At 55.3% G+C, this 18,111-nt stretch carries 34 protein-coding genes and 1 pseudogene; all 35 read right to left on the reverse strand.

Going from position 1 to position 18,111, the window contains the following annotated elements:
• Window positions 1-9: 9 nt before the first annotated feature.
• Entirely contained in the window at window positions 10-807 is a 798-nt protein-coding gene (locus tag IT084_RS10875) for an energy-coupling factor transporter transmembrane protein EcfT (protein WP_195712889.1), read from the reverse strand.
• The gene (locus IT084_RS10880; RefSeq protein ID WP_195712890.1) at window positions 801-1,682 is read right to left on the reverse strand and encodes an energy-coupling factor transporter ATPase; all 882 of its coding nucleotides are present in this window, start codon (window positions 1,680-1,682) and stop codon (window positions 801-803) included. Before IT084_RS10880 ends, IT084_RS10875 begins: the two co-directional genes overlap by 7 nt.
• Window positions 1,655-2,503, reverse strand: coding sequence for an energy-coupling factor transporter ATPase (locus IT084_RS10885; RefSeq protein ID WP_313885462.1), 849 nt, complete (start codon window positions 2,501-2,503; stop codon window positions 1,655-1,657). The genes IT084_RS10880 and IT084_RS10885 overlap by 28 nt, the downstream gene beginning before the upstream one ends.
• 97 nt (window positions 2,504-2,600) lie before the next feature.
• Window positions 2,601-2,939, reverse strand: coding sequence for a 50S ribosomal protein L17 (gene rplQ, locus IT084_RS10890; protein WP_195712891.1), 339 nt, complete (start codon window positions 2,937-2,939; stop codon window positions 2,601-2,603).
• A gap of 13 nt (window positions 2,940-2,952) precedes the next feature.
• Entirely contained in the window at window positions 2,953-3,900 is a 948-nt protein-coding gene (locus tag IT084_RS10895; protein WP_195712892.1) for a DNA-directed RNA polymerase subunit alpha, read from the reverse strand.
• Window positions 3,901-3,955: 55 nt separating this feature from the next.
• Window positions 3,956-4,582 carry a 30S ribosomal protein S4 gene (gene rpsD, locus IT084_RS10900; RefSeq protein ID WP_195712893.1) on the reverse strand — a complete coding sequence of 209 codons (627 nt, stop codon included), beginning with the start codon at window positions 4,580-4,582 and terminating at the stop codon, window positions 3,956-3,958.
• 20 nt (window positions 4,583-4,602) lie between these two features.
• Window positions 4,603-4,992: a 30S ribosomal protein S11 gene (gene rpsK / locus IT084_RS10905; RefSeq protein WP_195712894.1), complete on the reverse strand. Its 390-nt coding sequence runs from the start codon at window positions 4,990-4,992 to the stop codon at window positions 4,603-4,605.
• 13 nt (window positions 4,993-5,005) lie between these two features.
• Complete coding sequence (gene rpsM / locus IT084_RS10910) at window positions 5,006-5,377, reverse strand: 30S ribosomal protein S13 (RefSeq protein ID WP_195712895.1); 372 nt, start codon at window positions 5,375-5,377, stop codon at window positions 5,006-5,008.
• A 21-nt stretch (window positions 5,378-5,398) separates the two neighbouring features.
• A complete protein-coding gene (gene rpmJ, locus IT084_RS10915; protein ID WP_195712896.1) occupies window positions 5,399-5,512 on the reverse strand; it encodes a 50S ribosomal protein L36 in 114 nt (37 codons plus the stop codon).
• 49 nt (window positions 5,513-5,561) lie between these two features.
• Window positions 5,562-5,780, reverse strand: a complete 219-nt coding sequence (gene infA, locus IT084_RS10920) for a translation initiation factor IF-1 (protein WP_195712928.1) — start codon at window positions 5,778-5,780, stop codon at window positions 5,562-5,564.
• 22 nt (window positions 5,781-5,802) lie between these two features.
• Entirely contained in the window at window positions 5,803-6,093 is a 291-nt protein-coding gene (locus IT084_RS10925; RefSeq protein WP_195712897.1) for a KOW domain-containing RNA-binding protein, read from the reverse strand.
• 182 nt (window positions 6,094-6,275) lie between these two features.
• A complete protein-coding gene (map, locus tag IT084_RS10930; RefSeq protein WP_195712898.1) occupies window positions 6,276-7,022 on the reverse strand; it encodes a type I methionyl aminopeptidase in 747 nt (248 codons plus the stop codon).
• Between the two features lie 15 nt (window positions 7,023-7,037).
• Window positions 7,038-8,312, reverse strand: a complete 1,275-nt coding sequence (gene secY / locus IT084_RS10935) for a preprotein translocase subunit SecY (RefSeq protein ID WP_207744529.1) — start codon at window positions 8,310-8,312, stop codon at window positions 7,038-7,040.
• Window positions 8,313-8,756 (reverse strand): 50S ribosomal protein L15, encoded by a 444-nt coding sequence (gene rplO, locus IT084_RS10940; RefSeq protein ID WP_195712899.1) that lies wholly within the window; start codon window positions 8,754-8,756, stop codon window positions 8,313-8,315.
• Window positions 8,757-8,769: 13 nt separating this feature from the next.
• Window positions 8,770-8,949 carry a 50S ribosomal protein L30 gene (rpmD, locus tag IT084_RS10945; protein ID WP_195712900.1) on the reverse strand — a complete coding sequence of 60 codons (180 nt, stop codon included), beginning with the start codon at window positions 8,947-8,949 and terminating at the stop codon, window positions 8,770-8,772.
• 11 nt (window positions 8,950-8,960) lie between these two features.
• Window positions 8,961-9,461: a 30S ribosomal protein S5 gene (gene rpsE, locus IT084_RS10950; RefSeq protein WP_313885463.1), complete on the reverse strand. Its 501-nt coding sequence runs from the start codon at window positions 9,459-9,461 to the stop codon at window positions 8,961-8,963.
• A gap of 30 nt (window positions 9,462-9,491) precedes the next feature.
• Window positions 9,492-9,857, reverse strand: coding sequence for a 50S ribosomal protein L18 (gene rplR, locus IT084_RS10955; RefSeq protein WP_195712902.1), 366 nt, complete (start codon window positions 9,855-9,857; stop codon window positions 9,492-9,494).
• Between the two features lie 24 nt (window positions 9,858-9,881).
• Entirely contained in the window at window positions 9,882-10,427 is a 546-nt protein-coding gene (gene rplF / locus IT084_RS10960) for a 50S ribosomal protein L6 (RefSeq protein ID WP_195712903.1), read from the reverse strand.
• 27 nt (window positions 10,428-10,454) lie between these two features.
• Window positions 10,455-10,853, reverse strand: coding sequence for a 30S ribosomal protein S8 (gene rpsH / locus IT084_RS10965; protein WP_195712904.1), 399 nt, complete (start codon window positions 10,851-10,853; stop codon window positions 10,455-10,457).
• A 21-nt stretch (window positions 10,854-10,874) separates the two neighbouring features.
• A complete protein-coding gene (locus IT084_RS10970; RefSeq protein WP_195712905.1) occupies window positions 10,875-11,060 on the reverse strand; it encodes a type Z 30S ribosomal protein S14 in 186 nt (61 codons plus the stop codon).
• Window positions 11,061-11,095: 35 nt separating this feature from the next.
• Complete coding sequence (rplE, locus tag IT084_RS10975; RefSeq protein WP_195712906.1) at window positions 11,096-11,638, reverse strand: 50S ribosomal protein L5; 543 nt, start codon at window positions 11,636-11,638, stop codon at window positions 11,096-11,098.
• Window positions 11,639-11,662: 24 nt separating this feature from the next.
• The gene (gene rplX, locus IT084_RS10980; RefSeq protein WP_207744530.1) at window positions 11,663-11,989 is read right to left on the reverse strand and encodes a 50S ribosomal protein L24; all 327 of its coding nucleotides are present in this window, start codon (window positions 11,987-11,989) and stop codon (window positions 11,663-11,665) included.
• A gap of 29 nt (window positions 11,990-12,018) precedes the next feature.
• Complete coding sequence (gene rplN, locus IT084_RS10985; protein WP_195712907.1) at window positions 12,019-12,387, reverse strand: 50S ribosomal protein L14; 369 nt, start codon at window positions 12,385-12,387, stop codon at window positions 12,019-12,021.
• Between the two features lie 43 nt (window positions 12,388-12,430).
• Window positions 12,431-12,679, reverse strand: coding sequence for a 30S ribosomal protein S17 (gene rpsQ / locus IT084_RS10990; protein WP_279327868.1), 249 nt, complete (start codon window positions 12,677-12,679; stop codon window positions 12,431-12,433).
• A gap of 115 nt (window positions 12,680-12,794) precedes the next feature.
• A complete protein-coding gene (gene rpmC / locus IT084_RS10995; protein WP_195712909.1) occupies window positions 12,795-12,998 on the reverse strand; it encodes a 50S ribosomal protein L29 in 204 nt (67 codons plus the stop codon).
• Window positions 12,988-13,422: a 50S ribosomal protein L16 gene (rplP, locus tag IT084_RS11000; protein WP_195712910.1), complete on the reverse strand. Its 435-nt coding sequence runs from the start codon at window positions 13,420-13,422 to the stop codon at window positions 12,988-12,990. The genes rpmC and rplP overlap by 11 nt, the downstream gene beginning before the upstream one ends.
• A 5-nt stretch (window positions 13,423-13,427) precedes the next feature.
• Window positions 13,428-14,093 carry a 30S ribosomal protein S3 gene (gene rpsC / locus IT084_RS11005; protein WP_195712911.1) on the reverse strand — a complete coding sequence of 222 codons (666 nt, stop codon included), beginning with the start codon at window positions 14,091-14,093 and terminating at the stop codon, window positions 13,428-13,430.
• Between the two features lies 1 nt (window position 14,094).
• Window positions 14,095-14,439 carry a 50S ribosomal protein L22 gene (gene rplV / locus IT084_RS11010; protein WP_195712912.1) on the reverse strand — a complete coding sequence of 115 codons (345 nt, stop codon included), beginning with the start codon at window positions 14,437-14,439 and terminating at the stop codon, window positions 14,095-14,097.
• A 22-nt stretch (window positions 14,440-14,461) separates the two neighbouring features.
• Window positions 14,462-14,746 carry a 30S ribosomal protein S19 gene (gene rpsS / locus IT084_RS11015; protein WP_195712913.1) on the reverse strand — a complete coding sequence of 95 codons (285 nt, stop codon included), beginning with the start codon at window positions 14,744-14,746 and terminating at the stop codon, window positions 14,462-14,464.
• A 34-nt stretch (window positions 14,747-14,780) separates the two neighbouring features.
• Entirely contained in the window at window positions 14,781-15,605 is an 825-nt protein-coding gene (rplB, locus tag IT084_RS11020) for a 50S ribosomal protein L2 (RefSeq protein WP_195712914.1), read from the reverse strand.
• 56 nt (window positions 15,606-15,661) lie between these two features.
• The gene (rplW, locus tag IT084_RS11025) at window positions 15,662-15,949 is read right to left on the reverse strand and encodes a 50S ribosomal protein L23 (RefSeq protein ID WP_195712915.1); all 288 of its coding nucleotides are present in this window, start codon (window positions 15,947-15,949) and stop codon (window positions 15,662-15,664) included.
• Window positions 15,949-16,572 (reverse strand): 50S ribosomal protein L4, encoded by a 624-nt coding sequence (rplD, locus tag IT084_RS11030; RefSeq protein WP_195712916.1) that lies wholly within the window; start codon window positions 16,570-16,572, stop codon window positions 15,949-15,951. Before rplD ends, rplW begins: the two co-directional genes overlap by 1 nt.
• Window positions 16,573-16,601: 29 nt before the next feature.
• Entirely contained in the window at window positions 16,602-17,231 is a 630-nt protein-coding gene (gene rplC / locus IT084_RS11035) for a 50S ribosomal protein L3 (protein ID WP_195712931.1), read from the reverse strand.
• A gap of 192 nt (window positions 17,232-17,423) precedes the next feature.
• Window positions 17,424-17,732 carry a 30S ribosomal protein S10 gene (gene rpsJ, locus IT084_RS11040; RefSeq protein ID WP_195712917.1) on the reverse strand — a complete coding sequence of 103 codons (309 nt, stop codon included), beginning with the start codon at window positions 17,730-17,732 and terminating at the stop codon, window positions 17,424-17,426.
• 35 nt (window positions 17,733-17,767) lie between these two features.
• A pseudogene (gene tuf, locus IT084_RS11045) lies at window positions 17,768-18,111 on the reverse strand (elongation factor Tu); the annotation flags it as partial.

An 18,111-nucleotide genomic window follows, 5' to 3' on the forward strand; every position in this document is an offset into this window, starting at 1 on the left:
ACCTCAAACTTAAAACAACCGGCATACCAATAGCGTGGCAAGTATGGCCAGGCCGGTGAAAACCGCCACGTAATCAACGATTGAAAACCGCAGTACAATCATGCGGGAACGGGCCGCCCCCACCCGGTAACACCTGATCTCCATGGCCAGGGCCAGTTCGTCCGCGCGTCGAAAAATATTAGCCAGCAGCGGTACCAGAAACGGTATCAACCCCCTGACCCGCTCCCGGATACCGCCCCGGGTAAAATCAGCTCCCCTGGATCTTTGTGCCATAAGCAATAACTGTGCCTCATCAAACAGGGTGGGCACAAATCGCAGGGCCAAATTGACGGTCATCGCCAGTTCCCGCACCGGTAATCCGAGTCTGGTCAGTGGCGCCAGTATCCACTCCAGGGCCGCCGTCAATTGCAGGGGAGTAGTGGTGAACGAAAGCGCGGAAGCCAGCACCAGCAACAAAGTCAGCCGCCAGAGCATCCAGCCGCCTTCCACCAACCCCTGCCGGGAAACCCTTAAAAAGCCGGCGGCAGCCAGCGTATCACCAGGTGTAAACAGCACTTGGACCAAAAAACTGATTAATAATAACAGCCAGATGATTTTTAAGCTGCGCCAGTAGATCAAGGGCCTGATTCCGGACAACCCGGCCCCCAGGAGCACCCACGCCGAAACCGCCACCACAGAAGGCGGATCCGCGGCAACAAGCACCGCCGGAGTCGCCAGCGCCGCAACGATCAGCTTGGCCCGTGGATCCATCCGGTGGACCGGCGAGCCGGCCGGCAGGTATTGTCCCATGGCAATGCCGTTCAACATAAGACGCCGCCTCCCGGTTTTCCGCGGGCGGAAGCCAGCATTCGGCCAACAACCCGGGTGGCTTCCTCGAGGGTCAACGGCAGTTCCGGCAGATTTACGCCGGCACGGGCCAGCCTGCGAGCCAGTTCCACGGCGCGGGGGGGTTCAAGCCCTGCTTCCTCCAGCAAGCCCACACAGCTGAAAACCTCCCGCAGATTCCCGGCGCGGAGCAGTTTTCCCCGTCGCAGCACAGCCACCCGGTCGGCGTAAGTGGCCGCATCCTCAAGGTCATGCGTGATTAATATCACCGTGGTCCCGCCGCCCGCCTGAACTTGTTTGATCTTGTTCAGAATATCCTTCTTTGCCCCCGGTTCCAGCCCGGCCCCGGGTTCATCCAGGATTAAAATTTCCGGCCGCATGGCCAGCACCCCGGCGATGGCAACCCGCCGGCGCGTGCCGCCGCTTAGCGTGCTCGGATCAGCACGGCCCGCTTCCCGGGGCAGGCCCACCGTTTCCAGCGCTTCCTCAACCCGCTCGGCCACCGCGGGCTCGCCCAGCCCCATGTTACGCGGTCCGAAGGCCACGTCCTCAAAAACCGTCGCGTTGAAAATTTGTCGCTCGGGAAATTGGAACACCACCCCTACCCTGCGCCAGAGCTCTTTACGGTGTTTCGGGTCCGTTACGTCCCGGCCCAGAACATTCACCCGCCCGGACGTGGGCAGGAGTAAACCGTTAAAATGCAGCACCAGGGTTGATTTACCGCTGCCGGCGGCGCCCACGAGGGCCAGAAACTCGCCCCGGTTCACCGCCAGGTCAATATCCCGCAGAGCAACGGTCTCCAGCGGCGTGCCGGGAAAATATACGTGGGTTAGCTTGTCTGTTTCAATACAGAACATAAAAAGCACACCAGGTCTTCCATGGTCACAATACCGGTCGGCACATCAACGCCCGGGGCGGCAACGCTACACGCCAGTTCGGCGCTGAAAGGCAGGCCAAGCCCCAGTTCGCGCAGCATTCCGGGCCGGCTGAAAACCGCCCCGGGGCTGTCATTTGCCGCCAAACCGCCATCCGCCAGAACCCATACCCGGTCCGACAGGGCTGCCTCTTCCATGAGGTGGGTGATCAAAATGACGGAAATACCGCTTTGCGCAAGGTTACGCAACACCCGCAGCACCTCCCGGCGACCCAACGGGTCCAGCATGGAGGTGGGCTCGTCCAAAACCAGGTACCTCGGGCGCAGCGCCAGGATGCCGGCGATGGCCAGCCGCTGCTTTTCGCCCCCGGAAAGCAGGTGGGGCGGGCGCGCCCTCAGTCCGCTTAAGTTCACCGCTTCCAGAGATTCATCAACCCGCCGGCGAATTTCCGCCGGCGGTAAGTTCAGGTTTCCGGGGCCAAAAGCTACATCTTCCTCTACTTGCACGGCCACCAGCTGGTTGTCCGGGTTTTGCAGAACCAGCCCGACCCGGCGCCTGATTTCTTCCCGGGCTTCCGGCGTGCCTGTATCCAGGCCGTCGATTAACACCTGTCCCCGGGCAGGCAGCAGCAGGCCGGACATCAACCGGGCCAGGGTGGACTTGCCTGAGCCGTTGGGGCCGATCACCGCGATAAATTCACCGCATTCCACCTTGGCGTCAATCCCGCGCAACACAAAGCGATCACTGCCCGGGTAGGTGTAGAAAACATTCTTTAATTCGATCACGATGCACTCCAACTCCACCAGTGGGCCGGCGCCCCCCCGCAGGTGATGGTGCGGAGAGGCCCCGTAAAATGGCAAGAGGAAACCGCAACGGCGATTTCCCGGCCAGCAAAGAGAGTTAAACCATTTCCAAAAGTACCATTTGAGCGGCGTCGCCACGCCTGTACCCAAGCTTGACAATCCGGGTGTACCCGCCCTGACGGTCGGCGTACTTGGGCCCGTAGGTGTCAAACAGTTTTCGTACCACTTTTTCCTCGTAAATATATTCCAGTGCCTGGCGGCGGGCGTTCAGATCCCCCCGCTTGGCCAGGGTGATCATCTTTTCCGCAATGCTTTTTACTTCCTTGGCCCGGCTCTCGGTGGTGGTTATCCGTTCGTCACGCAGCAGTGAAGTCACCAGGTTGCGCAACATGGCCTTTCTGTGACCGGTGTTGCGACCCAACTTAGCGTAAGCCACCGTTCATCCCTCCTTACTCGTCGTCCTTGCGCAGGCTCAAACCAAGTTCAGCCAGTTTGTTGATAACCTCTTCCAGGGACTTTTTGCCGAGGTTGCGCACCTTCATCATGTCCTCTTCGTTGCGCTGGATCAATTCCTCCACGGTATTGATACCCGCCCGTTTCAGACAGTTGTAAGAGCGCACGCTTAAATCCAGCTCCTCGATGGGCATTTCCAGAATTTTATCTTTCTGTTCTTCTTCCTTTTCCACCATTATCTCCACATCGTCCGCCGATTCGGTCAGACCGATGAACAGGCGCAGGTGTTCGCTTAAAATTTTGGCGCTGAGGCTAATGGCCTCCTCGGGCCCGATACTTCCGTCCGTCCACACTTCCATGGTCAGCTTGTCGTAATCGGTGCGCTGTCCCACCCTGGTGTTTTCAACATAATAATTCACCTTTTTCACCGGGGTGAAAATGGAGTCCACCGGTATAACCCCAATGATGTGGTCGCCCTGCTTGTTGCGCTCCGCAGAAATATAGCCCCGCCCCCGGGCAACGGTCATTTCCATGAACAGCCTTGCCCCCTCCGCCAGGGTGGCAATATGCATCTCCGGGTTTAAAATCTCCACATCGGCATCGCCCAAAATGTCACCGGCTTTAACCACGCCCTCGCCCTGGGCTTCGATGCGTAAAATTCTTTCTTCATCGGTATGCATCTTCAGGCACAAGCCCTTGAGATTCAAAATTATCTCAGTGACATCTTCCTTGACTCCGGGAATGGTGGAAAATTCGTGCAGCACCCCGTCGATTTTAATTGAAGTAACAGCGGCACCGGGCAGAGAGGAGAGCAAAATGCGCCGCAACGAATTTCCCAGGGTTATCCCGTAGCCTCTTTCAAGCGGCTCAACTACAAATTTACCGTAGTTATTTTCCTTATCGGATTCCACACATTCGATTCTCGGCTTCTCTATTTCCAACATACTCAGGTTTAACCCCTCCTTGGGACGGAATGGGATCGACGCGTAATCACCCGCATTACTTGGAGTAAAGCTCCACGATAAGGGTTTCTTGAACGGGGGCGTCTATCTGTTCCCGGGAGGGAAGCGCTACCACCCGGCCCTTGATTTGGTCGGCGTTATATTCCAGCCATGCCGGGGGAGTGTTGTCAGCAGCGCGTTCCAGTAATTCCTTAACCCGCGGCGATTCCAAACTCCTTTCTCTGACCGTAATCTCATCCCCCACACGCACCAGGAAAGAGGGGATATTGGTTTTACGGCCGTTGACCTTGAAATGCCCGTGGCGTACCAGCTGGCGGGCCTCATTGCGGGAGGCGGCCAGCCCCAGGCGATATACCACATTATCCAGGCGGCGCTCAAGCAGGCGCAGCAAATTTTCCCCGGTCATCCCCGGCTGCCTGGAAGCCTTGTGATAATAGTTTCTGAATTGCTTTTCCAAAACCCCGTAAAAACGGCGGGCTTTTTGTTTTTCTCTTAATTGCAAACCGTATTCGGATATCTTTTTCCGGCTCTGACCGTGCTGACCCGGAGCATAGCTGCGGCGATCAATGCCGCATTTACCAGTGTAGCAGCGGTCTCCCTTGAGGTACAGCTTTTGACCTTCACGACGGCACAGCTTGCATTGCGCTCCCGTATATCTTGCCATAAACCGGTAAATACACCTCCTTAAACTCTCCGGCGCTTGGGCGGCCGGCAGCCGTTATGAGGAATCGGCGTAACATCCTTGATCATACTGACTTCCAAACCGGCGGCCTGCAGGGAACGGATAGCGGCCTCCCTGCCCGCACCGGGGCCTTTTACCGTTACCTCGACTTCTTTCATCCCGTGTTCCATTGCTTCCCGGGCTGCCTTTTCGGCGGCCATTTGCGCGGCAAAGGGGGTACTCTTTCTCGATCCCTTGAAACCGACCCCGCCGGCGCTGGCCCAGGAAATCGCGTTACCCTTCATATCAGTAATGGTAACGATAGTGTTGTTAAACGTGGACTTGATATGTGCCACGCCCTGTTCGACGTTTTTACGCTCCCGCTTTCTGGTTCTGGCAACTCTTCGCGCCAACTATTTTCCCCCCTTATTTCTTCCTTTTCACACCGACAGTCCGCCTGGGACCCTTGCGCGTTCTAGCATTGTTTTTGGTGTTTTGCCCGCGTACCGGCAAGCCGCGGCGGTGACGCAGTCCCCGGTAGCAGCCGATTTCCATGAGCCGTTTGATATTCAGGGCCACTTCCCGGCGCAGGTCGCCCTCCACACGGTAATTCTTTTCAATTATATCCCTTAATTTGTTGACTTCTTCCTCGGTCAGATCCCTGATGCGGGTATCCGGGTTGACTCCAGCCTGCTGCAAAATTTTTTGCGAGGTTGACCGGCCGATTCCATAAATATAGGTAATGCCCACTTCAACTCTTTTATCCCGCGGTAAATCAACGCCCGCGATACGTGCCATTCCTTATCAACACCTCCAATTCTACCCTTGCCGCTGTTTATGCTTGGGGTTTTCGCAGATCACCATAATTCTGCCTTTACGGCGGATTATTTTGCACTTCTCGCAAATCGGCTTAACAGAAGGCCTGACTTTCATAATACAACCTCCCCCGGCCAAAAGCAAAGCTTTCAGCTGTACTGCAAATTTATTTAAACCGGTATACAATCCTGCCCCGCGTCAAATCATATGGAGACAACTCGACCATAACCCTGTCTCCGGCCAAGATTCGAATAAAATTCATTCTAATTTTCCCGCTAACGTGTGCCAGTACCTTGTGCCCGTTTTTCAGCTCCACGCGGAACATAGCGTTGGGCAACGGCTCGATCACGGTACCTTCCACTTCAATAACATCCTTGCCTGACATTAGGTAAAAAACCAACCTCCTTTTAAATGGTTACTCTTCCGGTCTCCTCCATAAGACGCTGAACAGCCTGGCGCAATTCCGTATTGGTAATGCGCTCGCCCGATTTCAGCTTTTCCGCGAGTTCACCGGCGACCTGGGAATGAAAATTAAGATGTTTAACGTTCTTTTTCTTGGGGTTTTCCAGTCGCCTGCTCGAACCGTCGGCAACAAGAACATAATTATCCCCGATAACTTCCATCACCAGATAAAACCTGCCGCTATCTCGCCCGGACCTGGATTCCACCAGTTGTCCCGGGATAGCTTTTACCTCCATTATCCATCACCCTCCCGATCGGGTGCAGGCCCCATCACACACAAACATCAATCGACATCGTCCTAAAGCGCTGGCATTTTAATCAACGCACCAATTTAGCGGCCCCTAACATCTGCCGTCGGGTAATCGACCAGCGCATCCAGCGCATCATTATTACCGGCGACTGGCGACCGGCGACCAATCTAAGGTAAGGTAAGGATTAACGGCTCATCGTCGGTAATGGCGATTGTGTGTTCAAAATGAGCTGAAGGTTTGCCGTCCCGGGTAACCACAGTCCAGTTATCCGGAAGAGTGTGCACCTCGTAGGTGCCCATGTTCACCATCGGTTCTATTGCTAATGTCATTCCAGTTCTCAGGCGTGGCCCCCGACCGGGCCTGCCGAAGTTAGGTACCTGGGGTTCCTCGTGCATCCTGGTGCCGATACCGTGCCCCACGTAATCTCTAACCACCGAGAAACCGTGTTGTTCCACGTAAGACTGCACCGCGTGGGATATGTCGGACAGCCTGTTGCCGTTGCGGGCCATGTTGATACCCCTTACCAGCGCTTCCCTGGTTACATCCAGCAATTTTTCCAACTCGGGCGAAATATCGCCCACTGGAAACGTTTGCGCGGCATCCCCGAAGTATCCATTTATTTCCGCCCCGATATCAATACTGATAATATCTCCATTTTCCAATTTTTTTAAACCGGGTATGCCGTGCACCACCTGATCGTTGACCGAAGCGCAGATGGTGGCCGGAAAGCCATAAAGGCCTTTAAAGGCCGGCCTGGCCCCCCTGGAAACAATGTACTCCTCGGCTATCCGGTCCAGTTCCGCGGTGGTCACCCCCGGCCGGATCGCCTTCGCCACCGCTTCAAAAGCGCCCGCCACCACCCGGCCGGCTTCACGCATAAAACTTAGTTCCCGTTCGGACTTACAGATAATCACAGGGCAACACCTCGGCTACTTAATAAAGCCCTGGTAACTGCGCATAAGCAGGTGAGATTCGATTTGCTTCATCGTGTCCAGCGCCACGCCCACCACGATAAGCAAAGCCGTGCCGCCGAAGTAAATATTGGGGATGCGGGTTGCCAGCAACACAAAGTTGGGCAATATGGCAATGAGAGCCAGGAACACCGCCCCGGCCAGGGTTACCCTGCTCATCACCCGGGAAATATATTCCGCCGTGGGCCGGCCCGGCCTGATCCCCGGTATGAATCCACCATACTTTTTAATGTTATCTGCAACGTCCACCGGGTTCATGATTACCGCTGTATAAAAATAGGTAAAGCCGATAATCAGCAAGGCGTAAATCACGGCATGTGCCGCTGTGCCCCAGCCGAAGTACCTGGTATAGAAATCGGCAAACGCCGAGCCCTGGAACCACTGGGCAATTTGCGAGGGGAACATCAACAGCGATGAAGCAAAGATTACCGGGATTACGCCGGCCTGGTTCACCTTGAGGGGTAGGTGGGTGGACTGCCCGCCGTACACCCGGCGACCCACTACCCGCTTGGCATATTGCACCGGAATCCGCCGCTGGCCTTCCTGCACCGCCACGACGGCGGCAATGACCAGGGCGCCGATGACAGCCAGAATAAGTATGCTTAGAATATTGACGGTTCCGGCCTCCAGCTGCATGTACAGGTTCTGCAGCCCCGCGGGCAGCCGGCTGACGATACCGGCAAAAATAAGCAGCGATATGCCGTTGCCGATACCGTGTTCGGTAATTTGTTCGCCGATCCACATGAGCAAGGCCGTACCCGCGGTCAGGGTGATGGCAATTATTGCGTAACTGACAAATCCGGGATTATGAATAATGCCGGAACGGCCCATAACCGCGCTCATCCCGATAGCCTGCAACAGCGCCAGCACAACGGTGAAATACCTGGTATACTGGGTGATTTTTTTGCGCCCTTCCTCGCCTTCCTTGGCCAGCTTCTCCAGGTGGGGAATGACCACTGTCAGCAATTGCATGATGATTGAGGCGTTGATATAGGGCACAATACTCATGGCGAATACCGAAAAGCTTTTAAAGGCGCCGCCGGAAATCACGTCGAAAAACCCGAACAGCATGCCGCCCGCGATCAAATCTCTGAACTTTTCAACATCCACCCCGGGCACCGGTATATGCGTCCCGACGCGGAATACAAAGATCATGAACAGGGTAAACAACAACTTGGTGCGTAGTTCACTAACCTTGAAGGCACCTTTCAAGCCGTCCACTATTTGAGCCAATTAAATCACCTCGGCCTTGCCACCCGCGGATTCGATTTTTTCCACCGCGGACTTGCTGAATGCATGGGCCCTGACCGTAAGCGACTTTTCCAGGTTACCCTCACCCAGTATCTTAACCCCGTCGCCGACTTTTCTGATGACCCTTGCCTGGAGCAGGATCTCCGGGGTAACCTCGGTTCCATTTTCAAACCGGTTTAATTTCTCCAGGTTTACAGCGATGATTTCCTTTTTAAAAGGCGCATTGGTAAATCCCCGCTTGGGCATACGGCGCTGCAGGGGCATTTGCCCGCCTTCAAAGCCCGGCCTTACTCCCCCACCGCTGCGGGCCTTTTGACCTTTGTGGCCGCGTCCCGCGGTTTTGCCCAGTCCGGATCCGATGCCCTGGCCTTTGCGGGTTGGTTTATGCCTGGAACCGGGTGTGGGTTTCAATTCGTGCAGGTTCATGGTGCACCTCCTTTTACACTTCCTCCACTTTCAGCAGGTGTGTGACTTTATTAATCATGCCCCTGATCTGAGGCGTATCTTCATGAATAACGGAACTGTTGGTTTTAGTCAACCCCAGGGAGCGAACCGTTTTCCTTTGAGACTCCGGCCGCCCGATGAGGCTCCTGACCAGGGTGATTTTTAGCTTGGCCACAAAACTACCCCCTAACCCAGCAATTCTTCCACGGATTTATTGCGCAGGCGGGCCACTTGCTCGGGCGTTTTCAAGCTTTTTATGGCTTCCATGGTGGCGCGCACCACGTTGTTGGCGTTGTTTGATCCCAGTGATTTGGTTAAAATATCCTTCACACCGGCCAGTTCCATGATGGCCCGCACCGGCCCGCCCGCAATCACGCCGGTACCGGGTGCGGCCGGTTTCAATAATACCTTGCCGGCGCCGAATACACCGATCACCTCGTGAGGTATCGTGGTTCCGGCCAGAGGAACGTTGATTAAATTCTTTTTGGCATCATCAATGCCCTTGCGGATGGCCTCGGGCACCTCGCCGGCTTTACCCAGACCCGCGCCAACCCGGCCGTTGCCGTCGCCTACAACCACCAGGGCCGAAAAACTAAAACGCCTGCCGCCCTTGACCACTTTGGCCACGCGGTTGATAAACACAACCTTTTCGGAAAACTCGGACTTAGCCGGTTCAAACTTTGACACCATTTCCCCTCCTTTTGGTCCGGTCCATTCCTAAAATTCGAGGCCGCCCTCCCTGGCTGCATCGGCCAGGACCTTGATCCGGCCATGGTAGAGATAACCGGCACGGTCGAACACAACTTTTTTGATGCCCTTTTCCAGAGCCTTGGCCGCGATCAATTTACCCACCGCCTCGGCCCCCTCTTTATTGCCGCCCTGTATCTTGCCTTTTAATTCGGGCGAAAGGGATGACGCGGCAACCAGGGTTTCCCCCAGGTCATCGTTGATAATCTGGGCATAAATATTGTTCACACTGCGGTATACGTTCAGCCTCGGGCGTTCGGCGGTTCCGTGAACCTTGTTGCGTACGCGCAGGTGACGTTTTTTCCGCAGCGCATTGCGATTAGGCTTGGTAATCACGCCACTTCACTCCTTCCCCCTGTATTAACGCTTGGCACCAGCCTTGCCAACCTTACGGCGGATGCGCTCGCCTTCGTACTTGATTCCCTTGCCCTTGTACGGCTCGGGTTCCCGCACCGCACGGATATTGGCGGCCACGGCACCCACCAGTTCCTTGTCAATACCCTTGATCGTAATCTTGGTGGCGGCCGGCACTTCTATTTCGATCCCTTCCGGGGGTACGATTTCCACCGGGTGCGAATAACCCACCGTCAGCACCAGCTTATTGCCCTGTTTGGCAGCCCGGTAGCCCACGCCGACCAGTTCCAGGTTTTTTTGGTACCCGTTGGCCACGCCCTGCACCATATTGTTCAGCAGCGTGCGGGTGAGGCCGTGCAGGGATTTGTGCAGCTTGTTGTCGGAGGGTCTCTTCACCACCAGCGTCTTTTCGTCCACCTTTTCAATAATCATATCCTTGTGAAACACTTTCTCCAGCTTCCCCTTGGGGCCCTCAACCCGGACGGTGTTTCCTTCCACTGTGGCCTTGACGTTATCGGGAAGCAGGACTGGTTTTTTGCCGATTCTACTCATGCCTTACACCTCCTGTGCCCCTCTTTTCTACCAGACGTAGCAGATAACCTCGCCACCGAGGTTTTCCTGGCGGGCTCTTTTGTCGGTCATAATCCCCTTGGAGGTGGATATAATGGCTATACCCAGCCCACCAAGCACCTTGGGGATGGAATCCTTGCGGGTATAAACCCGCAAACCGGGCTTGGATATGCGCTTCAGTCCGGTAATCACCCGCTCCTTGCCCGAACCGTACTTCATGTAAATGCGCAGTATGCCCTGTTTGCCATCCTCAATGTACTCATAATCCTTGATGAAGCCCTCTTGCTTCAAGATTTCCGCAATGGCGCGCTTCATTTTGGAAGAGGGCACCTCGACTTTATCGTGGTAAACCATATTGGCGTTGCGAATGCGAGTTAAAAAATCGGCAACAGGATCAGTCATAACCATACCGGGAATACCTCCTTCCTTTTACCAACTGGCCTTCCTCAGTCCGGGTATTTCGCCCCTGTAAGCCAACTCCCGGAAACAAATCCGGCAGATTCCAAACTTGCGCATGTAAGCGCGGGGCCGGCCGCAAAGTTTACATCTATTGTAGGCCCTGACCTTGAATTTTTGGGGACGCTGGGCCTTATTGACCATTGCTTTTTTTGCCACCTGGTTCCCTCCTTTGCTTTGAGGATGGATTACGATCAGGCCGCCCTGAAGGGCATTCCCATCAGCCGGAGCAACTCCCGGGCCTCTTCGTCGGTTTTGGCCGTAGTCACGAAGATGATGTCCATACCTCTGACCTTGTCGATCTTATCATAATCGATTTCAGGGAAAATCAGCTGCTCCCTGATCCCCAGGCTGTAATTGCCCCGCCCGTCGAAGGATTTGGGCGACACCCCGCGGAAATCGCGCACCCGCGGCAGGGCGATGTTGAACAGCCTGTCAACAAACTCGTACATGCGGTCGCCCCGCAAAGTTACCTTGCAGCCTATTGTCATCCCCTGGCGCAACTTAAACGCCGCAATTGATTTCTTCGCCTTGGTAACCACGGGGCGCTGGCCGGTGATGGTCATTAAATCGTTTACCGCAGCATCGATGGCCTTGCTGTTTTGGATGGCCTCACCAACACCCATATTGATAACAACCTTTTCCAGCTTTGGAACTTGCATAATGTTTTTATAGCCGAACTTTTCCATCATGGCTTTGACGACATCTTGATTGTATTTGTCTTTAAGCCTGGGCACACCGCTTCCCTCCTTCCGCGCGCGTCAGCTCAGCACTTCACCGCAGTGCTTGCACTGACGGACTTTTTTGCCGTCTTCCAAAAATTTCTTCGCCACCCGGGTGGGTTTATTGCACTTTGTGCAATAAAGCATCACGTTTGAGCTATGGATGGGGGCCTCCCTTTCCATAATGCCGCCCTGGGGATTCTTCTGGGTGGGCCTGGTATGGCGTTTGACTTTATTAACGCCCTCAACTATGACGCGGCTTTTATCGGGCTGCACCTCGAGCACTTTACCTTTTTTTCCGGCGCTCTTGCCGCGAATGACTAATACCGTATCGCCTTTGCGCACGTGCACTTTGGGTTTGGTCATATCCGTTACACCTCCTGAAGCGGCATTCGTTACAGAACTTCCGGAGCCAGGGAGACAATTTTCATGTAGTCCTTTTCGCGCAATTCCCGTGCCACCGGCCCGAAGATCCGTGTGCCCCGGGGGGTACCGTCATCTTTAATGATTACGGCAGCGTTTTCATCAAACTTGATGTAAGAGCCGTCGGGACGGCGCACTTCTTTTTTGGTCCGGACGATTACGGCCTTCACTACGTCCCCCTTCTTAACAACGCCGCCTGGCGTAGCTTCCTTGACGGAAGCAATAATGATATCACCAAGGCTGGCATATCGGCGCAGCGCCCCGCCCATCACACGGATGCACATAAGCTTGCGGGCTCCGGTATTGTCTGCCGCCCTGAGCATTGATTGCACTTGGATCACCGAACAATCCTCCTTTACACGACAATCAGCGGATTACCGGCGGCTAGATTTGCTCCGTCTTGCGTAAAATTTCCACTACGCGCCACCGTTTATCCTTGGACAGGGGCCTGGTTTCCATAATCTTGACCCTATCACCGATGTTGCAAGCGTTTTCCTCGTCATGCGCTTTATATTTTTTGGTTCTCCGGATGGTACGGCCGTAAAGCGGGTGCCTGACCAGCGTTTCCACCGCCACCACCACGGTTTTATCCATTTTATCGCTTACTACTGTACCCGTTTGGGTTTTGCGCATTTTGCGCTCAGACAATATGGCTACCCCCTTTCGCCAGCGGGTTTTATTTACAGCCGTGTCTAATCATACACTTCATGCTGGCCTGCAAAATGATCAATGCATTTGGATAAAGTTTCTAGGCCCGGTTAATCCCGATCTCCCTTTCCCGAATAATGGTTTTAACGCGGGCGATGTTCCGGCGCACTTCCTTGATGCGCATTGGATTATCCAGCTGTCCGGTGGCCAGTTGAAAACGCAGCCTGAACAGCTCGTCCTTGGCGTCGGCCAATTTTTTGATCAATTCCTGATCGGTCATTTCACGCAGTTCACTAGCCTTCACTGGCCTCACCCACTTCCCCACGTCTTACGAATTTGGTTTTAACAGGCAGCTTGTGCGAGGCTAAACGCATGGCTTCCCGGGCCACTTCTTCGCTGACGCCGGCCAGTTCGAACAGAATCCGGCCCGGCTTCACCACAGCCACCCACCACTCGGGCGCGCCTTTACCGCTGCCCATGCGGGTTTCAGCCGGCTTCTTGGTGATTGGCTTATCCGGGAATATCTTAATCCACACCTTGCCGCCGCGCTTGATATAACGGGTCATGGCGATACGAGCGGCTTCAATTTGCCTGTTGGTGATCCAACCCGGCTCCAGCGCCTGCAGCCCGTAATCTCCGAAGTGGACCTCGTTTCCCCCCTTGGATTTACCCTTGGGGATTCCCCCGCGGCGCTGCTTGCGGTACTTTACCCTTTTCGGAATGAGCATAGAGCCTATTCGCCTCCTTTACCGGCAGCGGTCTTCCTGACTTCCGGCAAAACTTCTCCTTTGTAGATCCAAACTTTGATCCCGATTTTTCCGTAAGTTGTATTGGCTTCGGCAAACCCGTAATCGATGTCGGCCCGCAGCGTATGCAGGGGCACCTTGCCTTCGCTGTACCATTCGGTCCGGGCGATTTCCGCGCCGGCCAGGCGGCCGCTGACGGAGATCTTGATGCCCTTGGCGCCCATCTTCATCGCCCGGCTGACGCTTTGCTTCATGGCCCGGCGAAAAGCCACCCTTTTTTCCAGCTGGGCGGCCACGTTTTCGGCCATCAGCTGAGCATCAAGTTCCGGGACTTTAATTTCCACAATATTGATATTAACCTGCTTGCCGGTCATTTTTTCCAGTTCGCCGCGCAGAGCATCCACCTCTGCTCCACCGCGCCCGATCACAATGCCGGGCTTGGCCGTGTGAATGGAAACCTTGACTTTATTCGCCGCCCTTTCAATTTGAATTCGGGAAATGCCGGCGGCATATAACTTTTGCTTGATATACTTCCGGATCTTTTGATCTTCCAGCAAAAGACTCGCAAAGTTCTTTTTATCGGCAAACCACTTGGCATCCCAATCCTTGATAATACCGATCCGCAATCCCTTGGGGTTTACCTTCTGGCCCACGCTAGCCCTCCTTCTTTTCTTTTACTATCACGGTTATGTGGCTGGTGCGGTGGCGGAGCAGGTCGGCGCGCCCCATGGCCCGGGGTTGCCACCGCTTCAGGGTGGGTCCCTGGTCCACATAACAGGCGGCTACGTACAGGTTGTCACCATCCATTTCGTAGTTATGCTCGGCGTTGGCAACCGCCGACTTGACCACCTTGGCCACCGGAACAGAGGCCCGTTTGGGTGTGAATTTCAATATAGCCAGGGCTTCTTTCACATCCTTGCCCCTGATGAGGTCTACTACCTGACGCACTTTACGCGGGGAGATGCGGATATATTTAGCTACCGCTTTTGCTTCTGCCATGAATTTCATCCCCTTTTCTTCGTTACTTCAAAGCCGTCGACCTTTCAGTATGCGCTCCGTGCCCCCTGAAAAGCCGGGTTGGGGCGAACTCGCCCAGCTTGTGGCCCACCATATCTTCGGTAATGTAAACGGGCACGTGTTTTCTACCATCGTGCACGGCAATGGTGTGGCCGATCATATCCGGGAAAATGGTGGAACGGCGAGACCAGGTCTTGATGACCCGCTTGTCGCCCTTTTCGTTCATCTCTCGAATTTTCTTAAGGAGCTTTTCGTCACAATACGGGCCCTTTTTGAGGGAACGACCCATCGATTAGCCTCCTTCCTGCATATCAATGCGTTTGTTAACTACCGCGACGTTTCACAATCAAGCGGTCGCTGGGCTTCTTCTTCCTGGTGCGCGCGCCCAGGGCCGGCTTACCCCATGGTGTTACAGGGTTTCTGCCGATGGGCGAGCGGCCTTCGCCACCGCCGTGGGGGTGATCAACGGGGTTCATGACCACACCGCGCACCGTTGGCCGGCGACCCAGCCACCGGGAGCGGCCGGCTTTACCAATGGTGATGTTTTCGTGGTCCACGTTGCCCACCTGGCCGATGGTGGCCCGGCAATCCTGCAGGATCAGGCGCATTTCGCCCGAAGGCATCCGTACGTGGGCGTACTTGCCCTCCTTGGCCATCAGCTGGGCCGCGGTTCCGGCGGCACGTACCAACTGGCCGCCTCCCCTGGGGTGCAATTCAATATTATGAATCATGGTACCCACGGGTATATTGCGCAACGGCAAGGCGTTACCCACCTTAATGTCGGCCTCCGGGCCGGATTCCACCTGCTGGCCCACTTTCAATCCCACCGGGGCGATGATATAACGCTTTTCGCCGTCCGCGTAATGCAGCAGAGCAATCCTGGCCGAGCGGTTCGGATCATATTCAATAGTGGCAACCTTGGCCGGTATGCCATCCTTATCCCGCTTAAAATCAATGATGCGGTATTTCCGCTTGTGCCCGCCACCCCGGTGCCGCACCGTTATTCTGCCTTTGTTGTTTCTGCCGCTTTTCTTCTTCAGCGGTTCGAGCAGGGACTTTTCCGGTTCGGTGGTGGTTATTTCTTCAAAAGTTGATACGGTGACAAACCTCCGGCCCGGAGATGTCGGCTTGAATTTCTTAATCCCCACCTGGCTTCCCTCCTTATCGCACCCGTCCCATGCCGTTGCCGGGACAGGGCTGTGAACTATACGCCCTCGAAGAGCTGGATTTTATTGCCCGGTTTCAAGGTGACAATCGCCTTTTTCCGGTCGGGCGCCTTGCCCCAGCGGTTACGGACGCGCTTCCACTTGCCCTTCACCCGCATGGTGCGCACCTTGTCGACCTTGACGTTGAACAGTTCTTCGACGGCTTTCTTGATTTCAATCTTATTGGCGTTTAAGTCCACAATAAAGGTATACTTGTTTTCCTCCAATAACCCCATGCTTTTTTCTGTGACCACCGGTCTGATTAAAATGTCCCGCGGGTCCTTCATTACGCGAACACCTCCTCGACCTTGGCCACCGCGTCCCTGGTAATCACCAGCGTCGGATGCGCCAGCAGGTCGTAAACGTTCAGACCCGGAACGCTCAATGGTTTTACTCCGGGAATGTTACGGGCCGATTTATATACGGTCTCGTCCCTTTCCGCGGTTACCACCAGGGCCTTGTTGTTTACTTTTAAGTTTTCCAGGATCTTGATCATATCCTTGGTTTTGGGAGCGTCGATCTTCAGTTCATCCAGTACCACAATGGTACCGCCGCTGACCTTGGATGACAGCGCCGATTTCATAGCCAGCCGGCGCACCTTCCTGGGAACTCTGAAACTGTAATCCCGGGGATGCGGGCCGAAAACGATACCGCCACCCCGCCAGATCGGCGAACGAATGGAACCGTGCCTGGCGCGGCCGGTACCTTTCTGGCGCCACGGCTTGCGGCCGCCGCCGCTCACTTCGGCTCTTGTTTTGGTGTCGTGGGTGCCCCTCCGCCTGCCGGCCAGCTGCATGGTCACGGCATCGTGCAGAGCCTGCTGGTGCACCGGTACGCCGAAAACTTCGTCCTTCAAGTCGATTTCACCGACCTGGTCACCGTTCATGTTATATAAGGCAACTCTGGGCATGAACACTTCCTCCTTTCGCTGCACCGCCGCTACCTGGCCTTAACGGAATCCCTGATCATTACCAGGCCGCCCCGCGGTCCCGGAACGGCGCCCTTGACGGCCAGGATGTTTTGCCCGGCGTCCACCCGGACAACCTCCAGGTTTTGCACGGTTACCCGTTCCACGCCGTAATGGCCGGGCAGTTTTCTACCCTTGAACACCCGGGCCGGGCCCTTGGCCGCCTGCGAACCGGGTCTCCGGTGATACTTGGAGCCGTGCGCCATGGGGCCGCGGTGAAACCCGTGCCGCTTGATGCCGCCGGCAAAACCGCGTCCCTTGGAGGTGCCCACAACGTCCACCTTGTCACCGGGAGCAAAAATGTCGGCCTTGATTTCCTGGCCCACCTCGTAGGCATCCACGTCTTCCACGCGGACTTCCCTGAGGTACCGCTTGGGTTTTACCCCGGCCTTTTCAAAGTGTCCTTTCAACGGCTTGTTGAATAAATTCTCCCTTTTATCGCCGAATCCCATCTGAATGGCGTTGTACCCGTCTTTTTCCACGTTCTTTTTCTGTACCACCACGCAGGGACCGGCCTCAATCACGGTCACCGGCACGGCTTCGCCGGCCTCCGTAAAAACCTGGGTCATACCCACTTTCCTACCTAGTATTGCTTTTGGCATTGCTTGCATCGCACCTCCCGAGCCTTCTCGAAGTCAATGCTTCCGAGGCTTTCAGATGCCGTCAGAGGTTCACGATTGGGTCGCAGGTGGTTGGTGGTTGGTCGTTGGTATTACAAGTTGTCACGACCTGCCCGGCAATACCGTGTGACCAATCGGTGAACTTGACCTTCGAGACAGCTGTTGAAACTTGGATTAAAGTTTTATTTCAATGTCCACGCCGGCGGGCAGATCCAGGCGCATCAGCGCGTCCACCGTTTTGGGCGTGGGTTCCATGATATCAATCAACCGCTTGTGGGTTCTCATTTCAAATTGTTCCCGGGAGTCCTTGTTGACGTGCGGGGAACGTAAAATGGTATAGATGTTTTTTTCCGTGGGCAGGGGTACGGGACCCGCCACGTTGGCACCGGTACGGCGCGCGGTTTCCACTATTTTTTGGGCCGACTGGTCCAGCATGTGGTGGTCGTACGCCTTGAGCCGGATACGGATCTTTTGACTCTTCATGCACTGACCTCCTTTCGCCGTAAAAGCGGTAACGGCTACTCGATAATGCTGGTAACAACCCCGGCGCCCACGGTACGGCCGCCCTCACGAATGGCGAAACGCAAACCTTCCTCTATGGCAATGGGGGTGATCAGCTCGATTTCAATCTTGATGTTGTCGCCGGGCATCACCATTTCCACGCCCTCGGGCAGCTTGATCACGCCGGTCACGTCGGTGGTCCGGAAGTAAAATTGCGGACGGTAGCCGTTGAAGAACGGGGTGTGACGGCCGCCCTCTTCCTTGGTCAGCACGTACACTTCGGCGTTGAACTTGGTGTGCGGTTTGATGCTGCCGGGCTTGGCGAGCACCTGGCCGCGCTCGATTTCTTTACGCTCCACGC

The organism is Desulfallas sp. Bu1-1 (assembly GCF_015594625.1).
GTDB lineage: Bacteria > Bacillota > Desulfotomaculia > Desulfotomaculales > Desulfallaceae > JADNRQ01.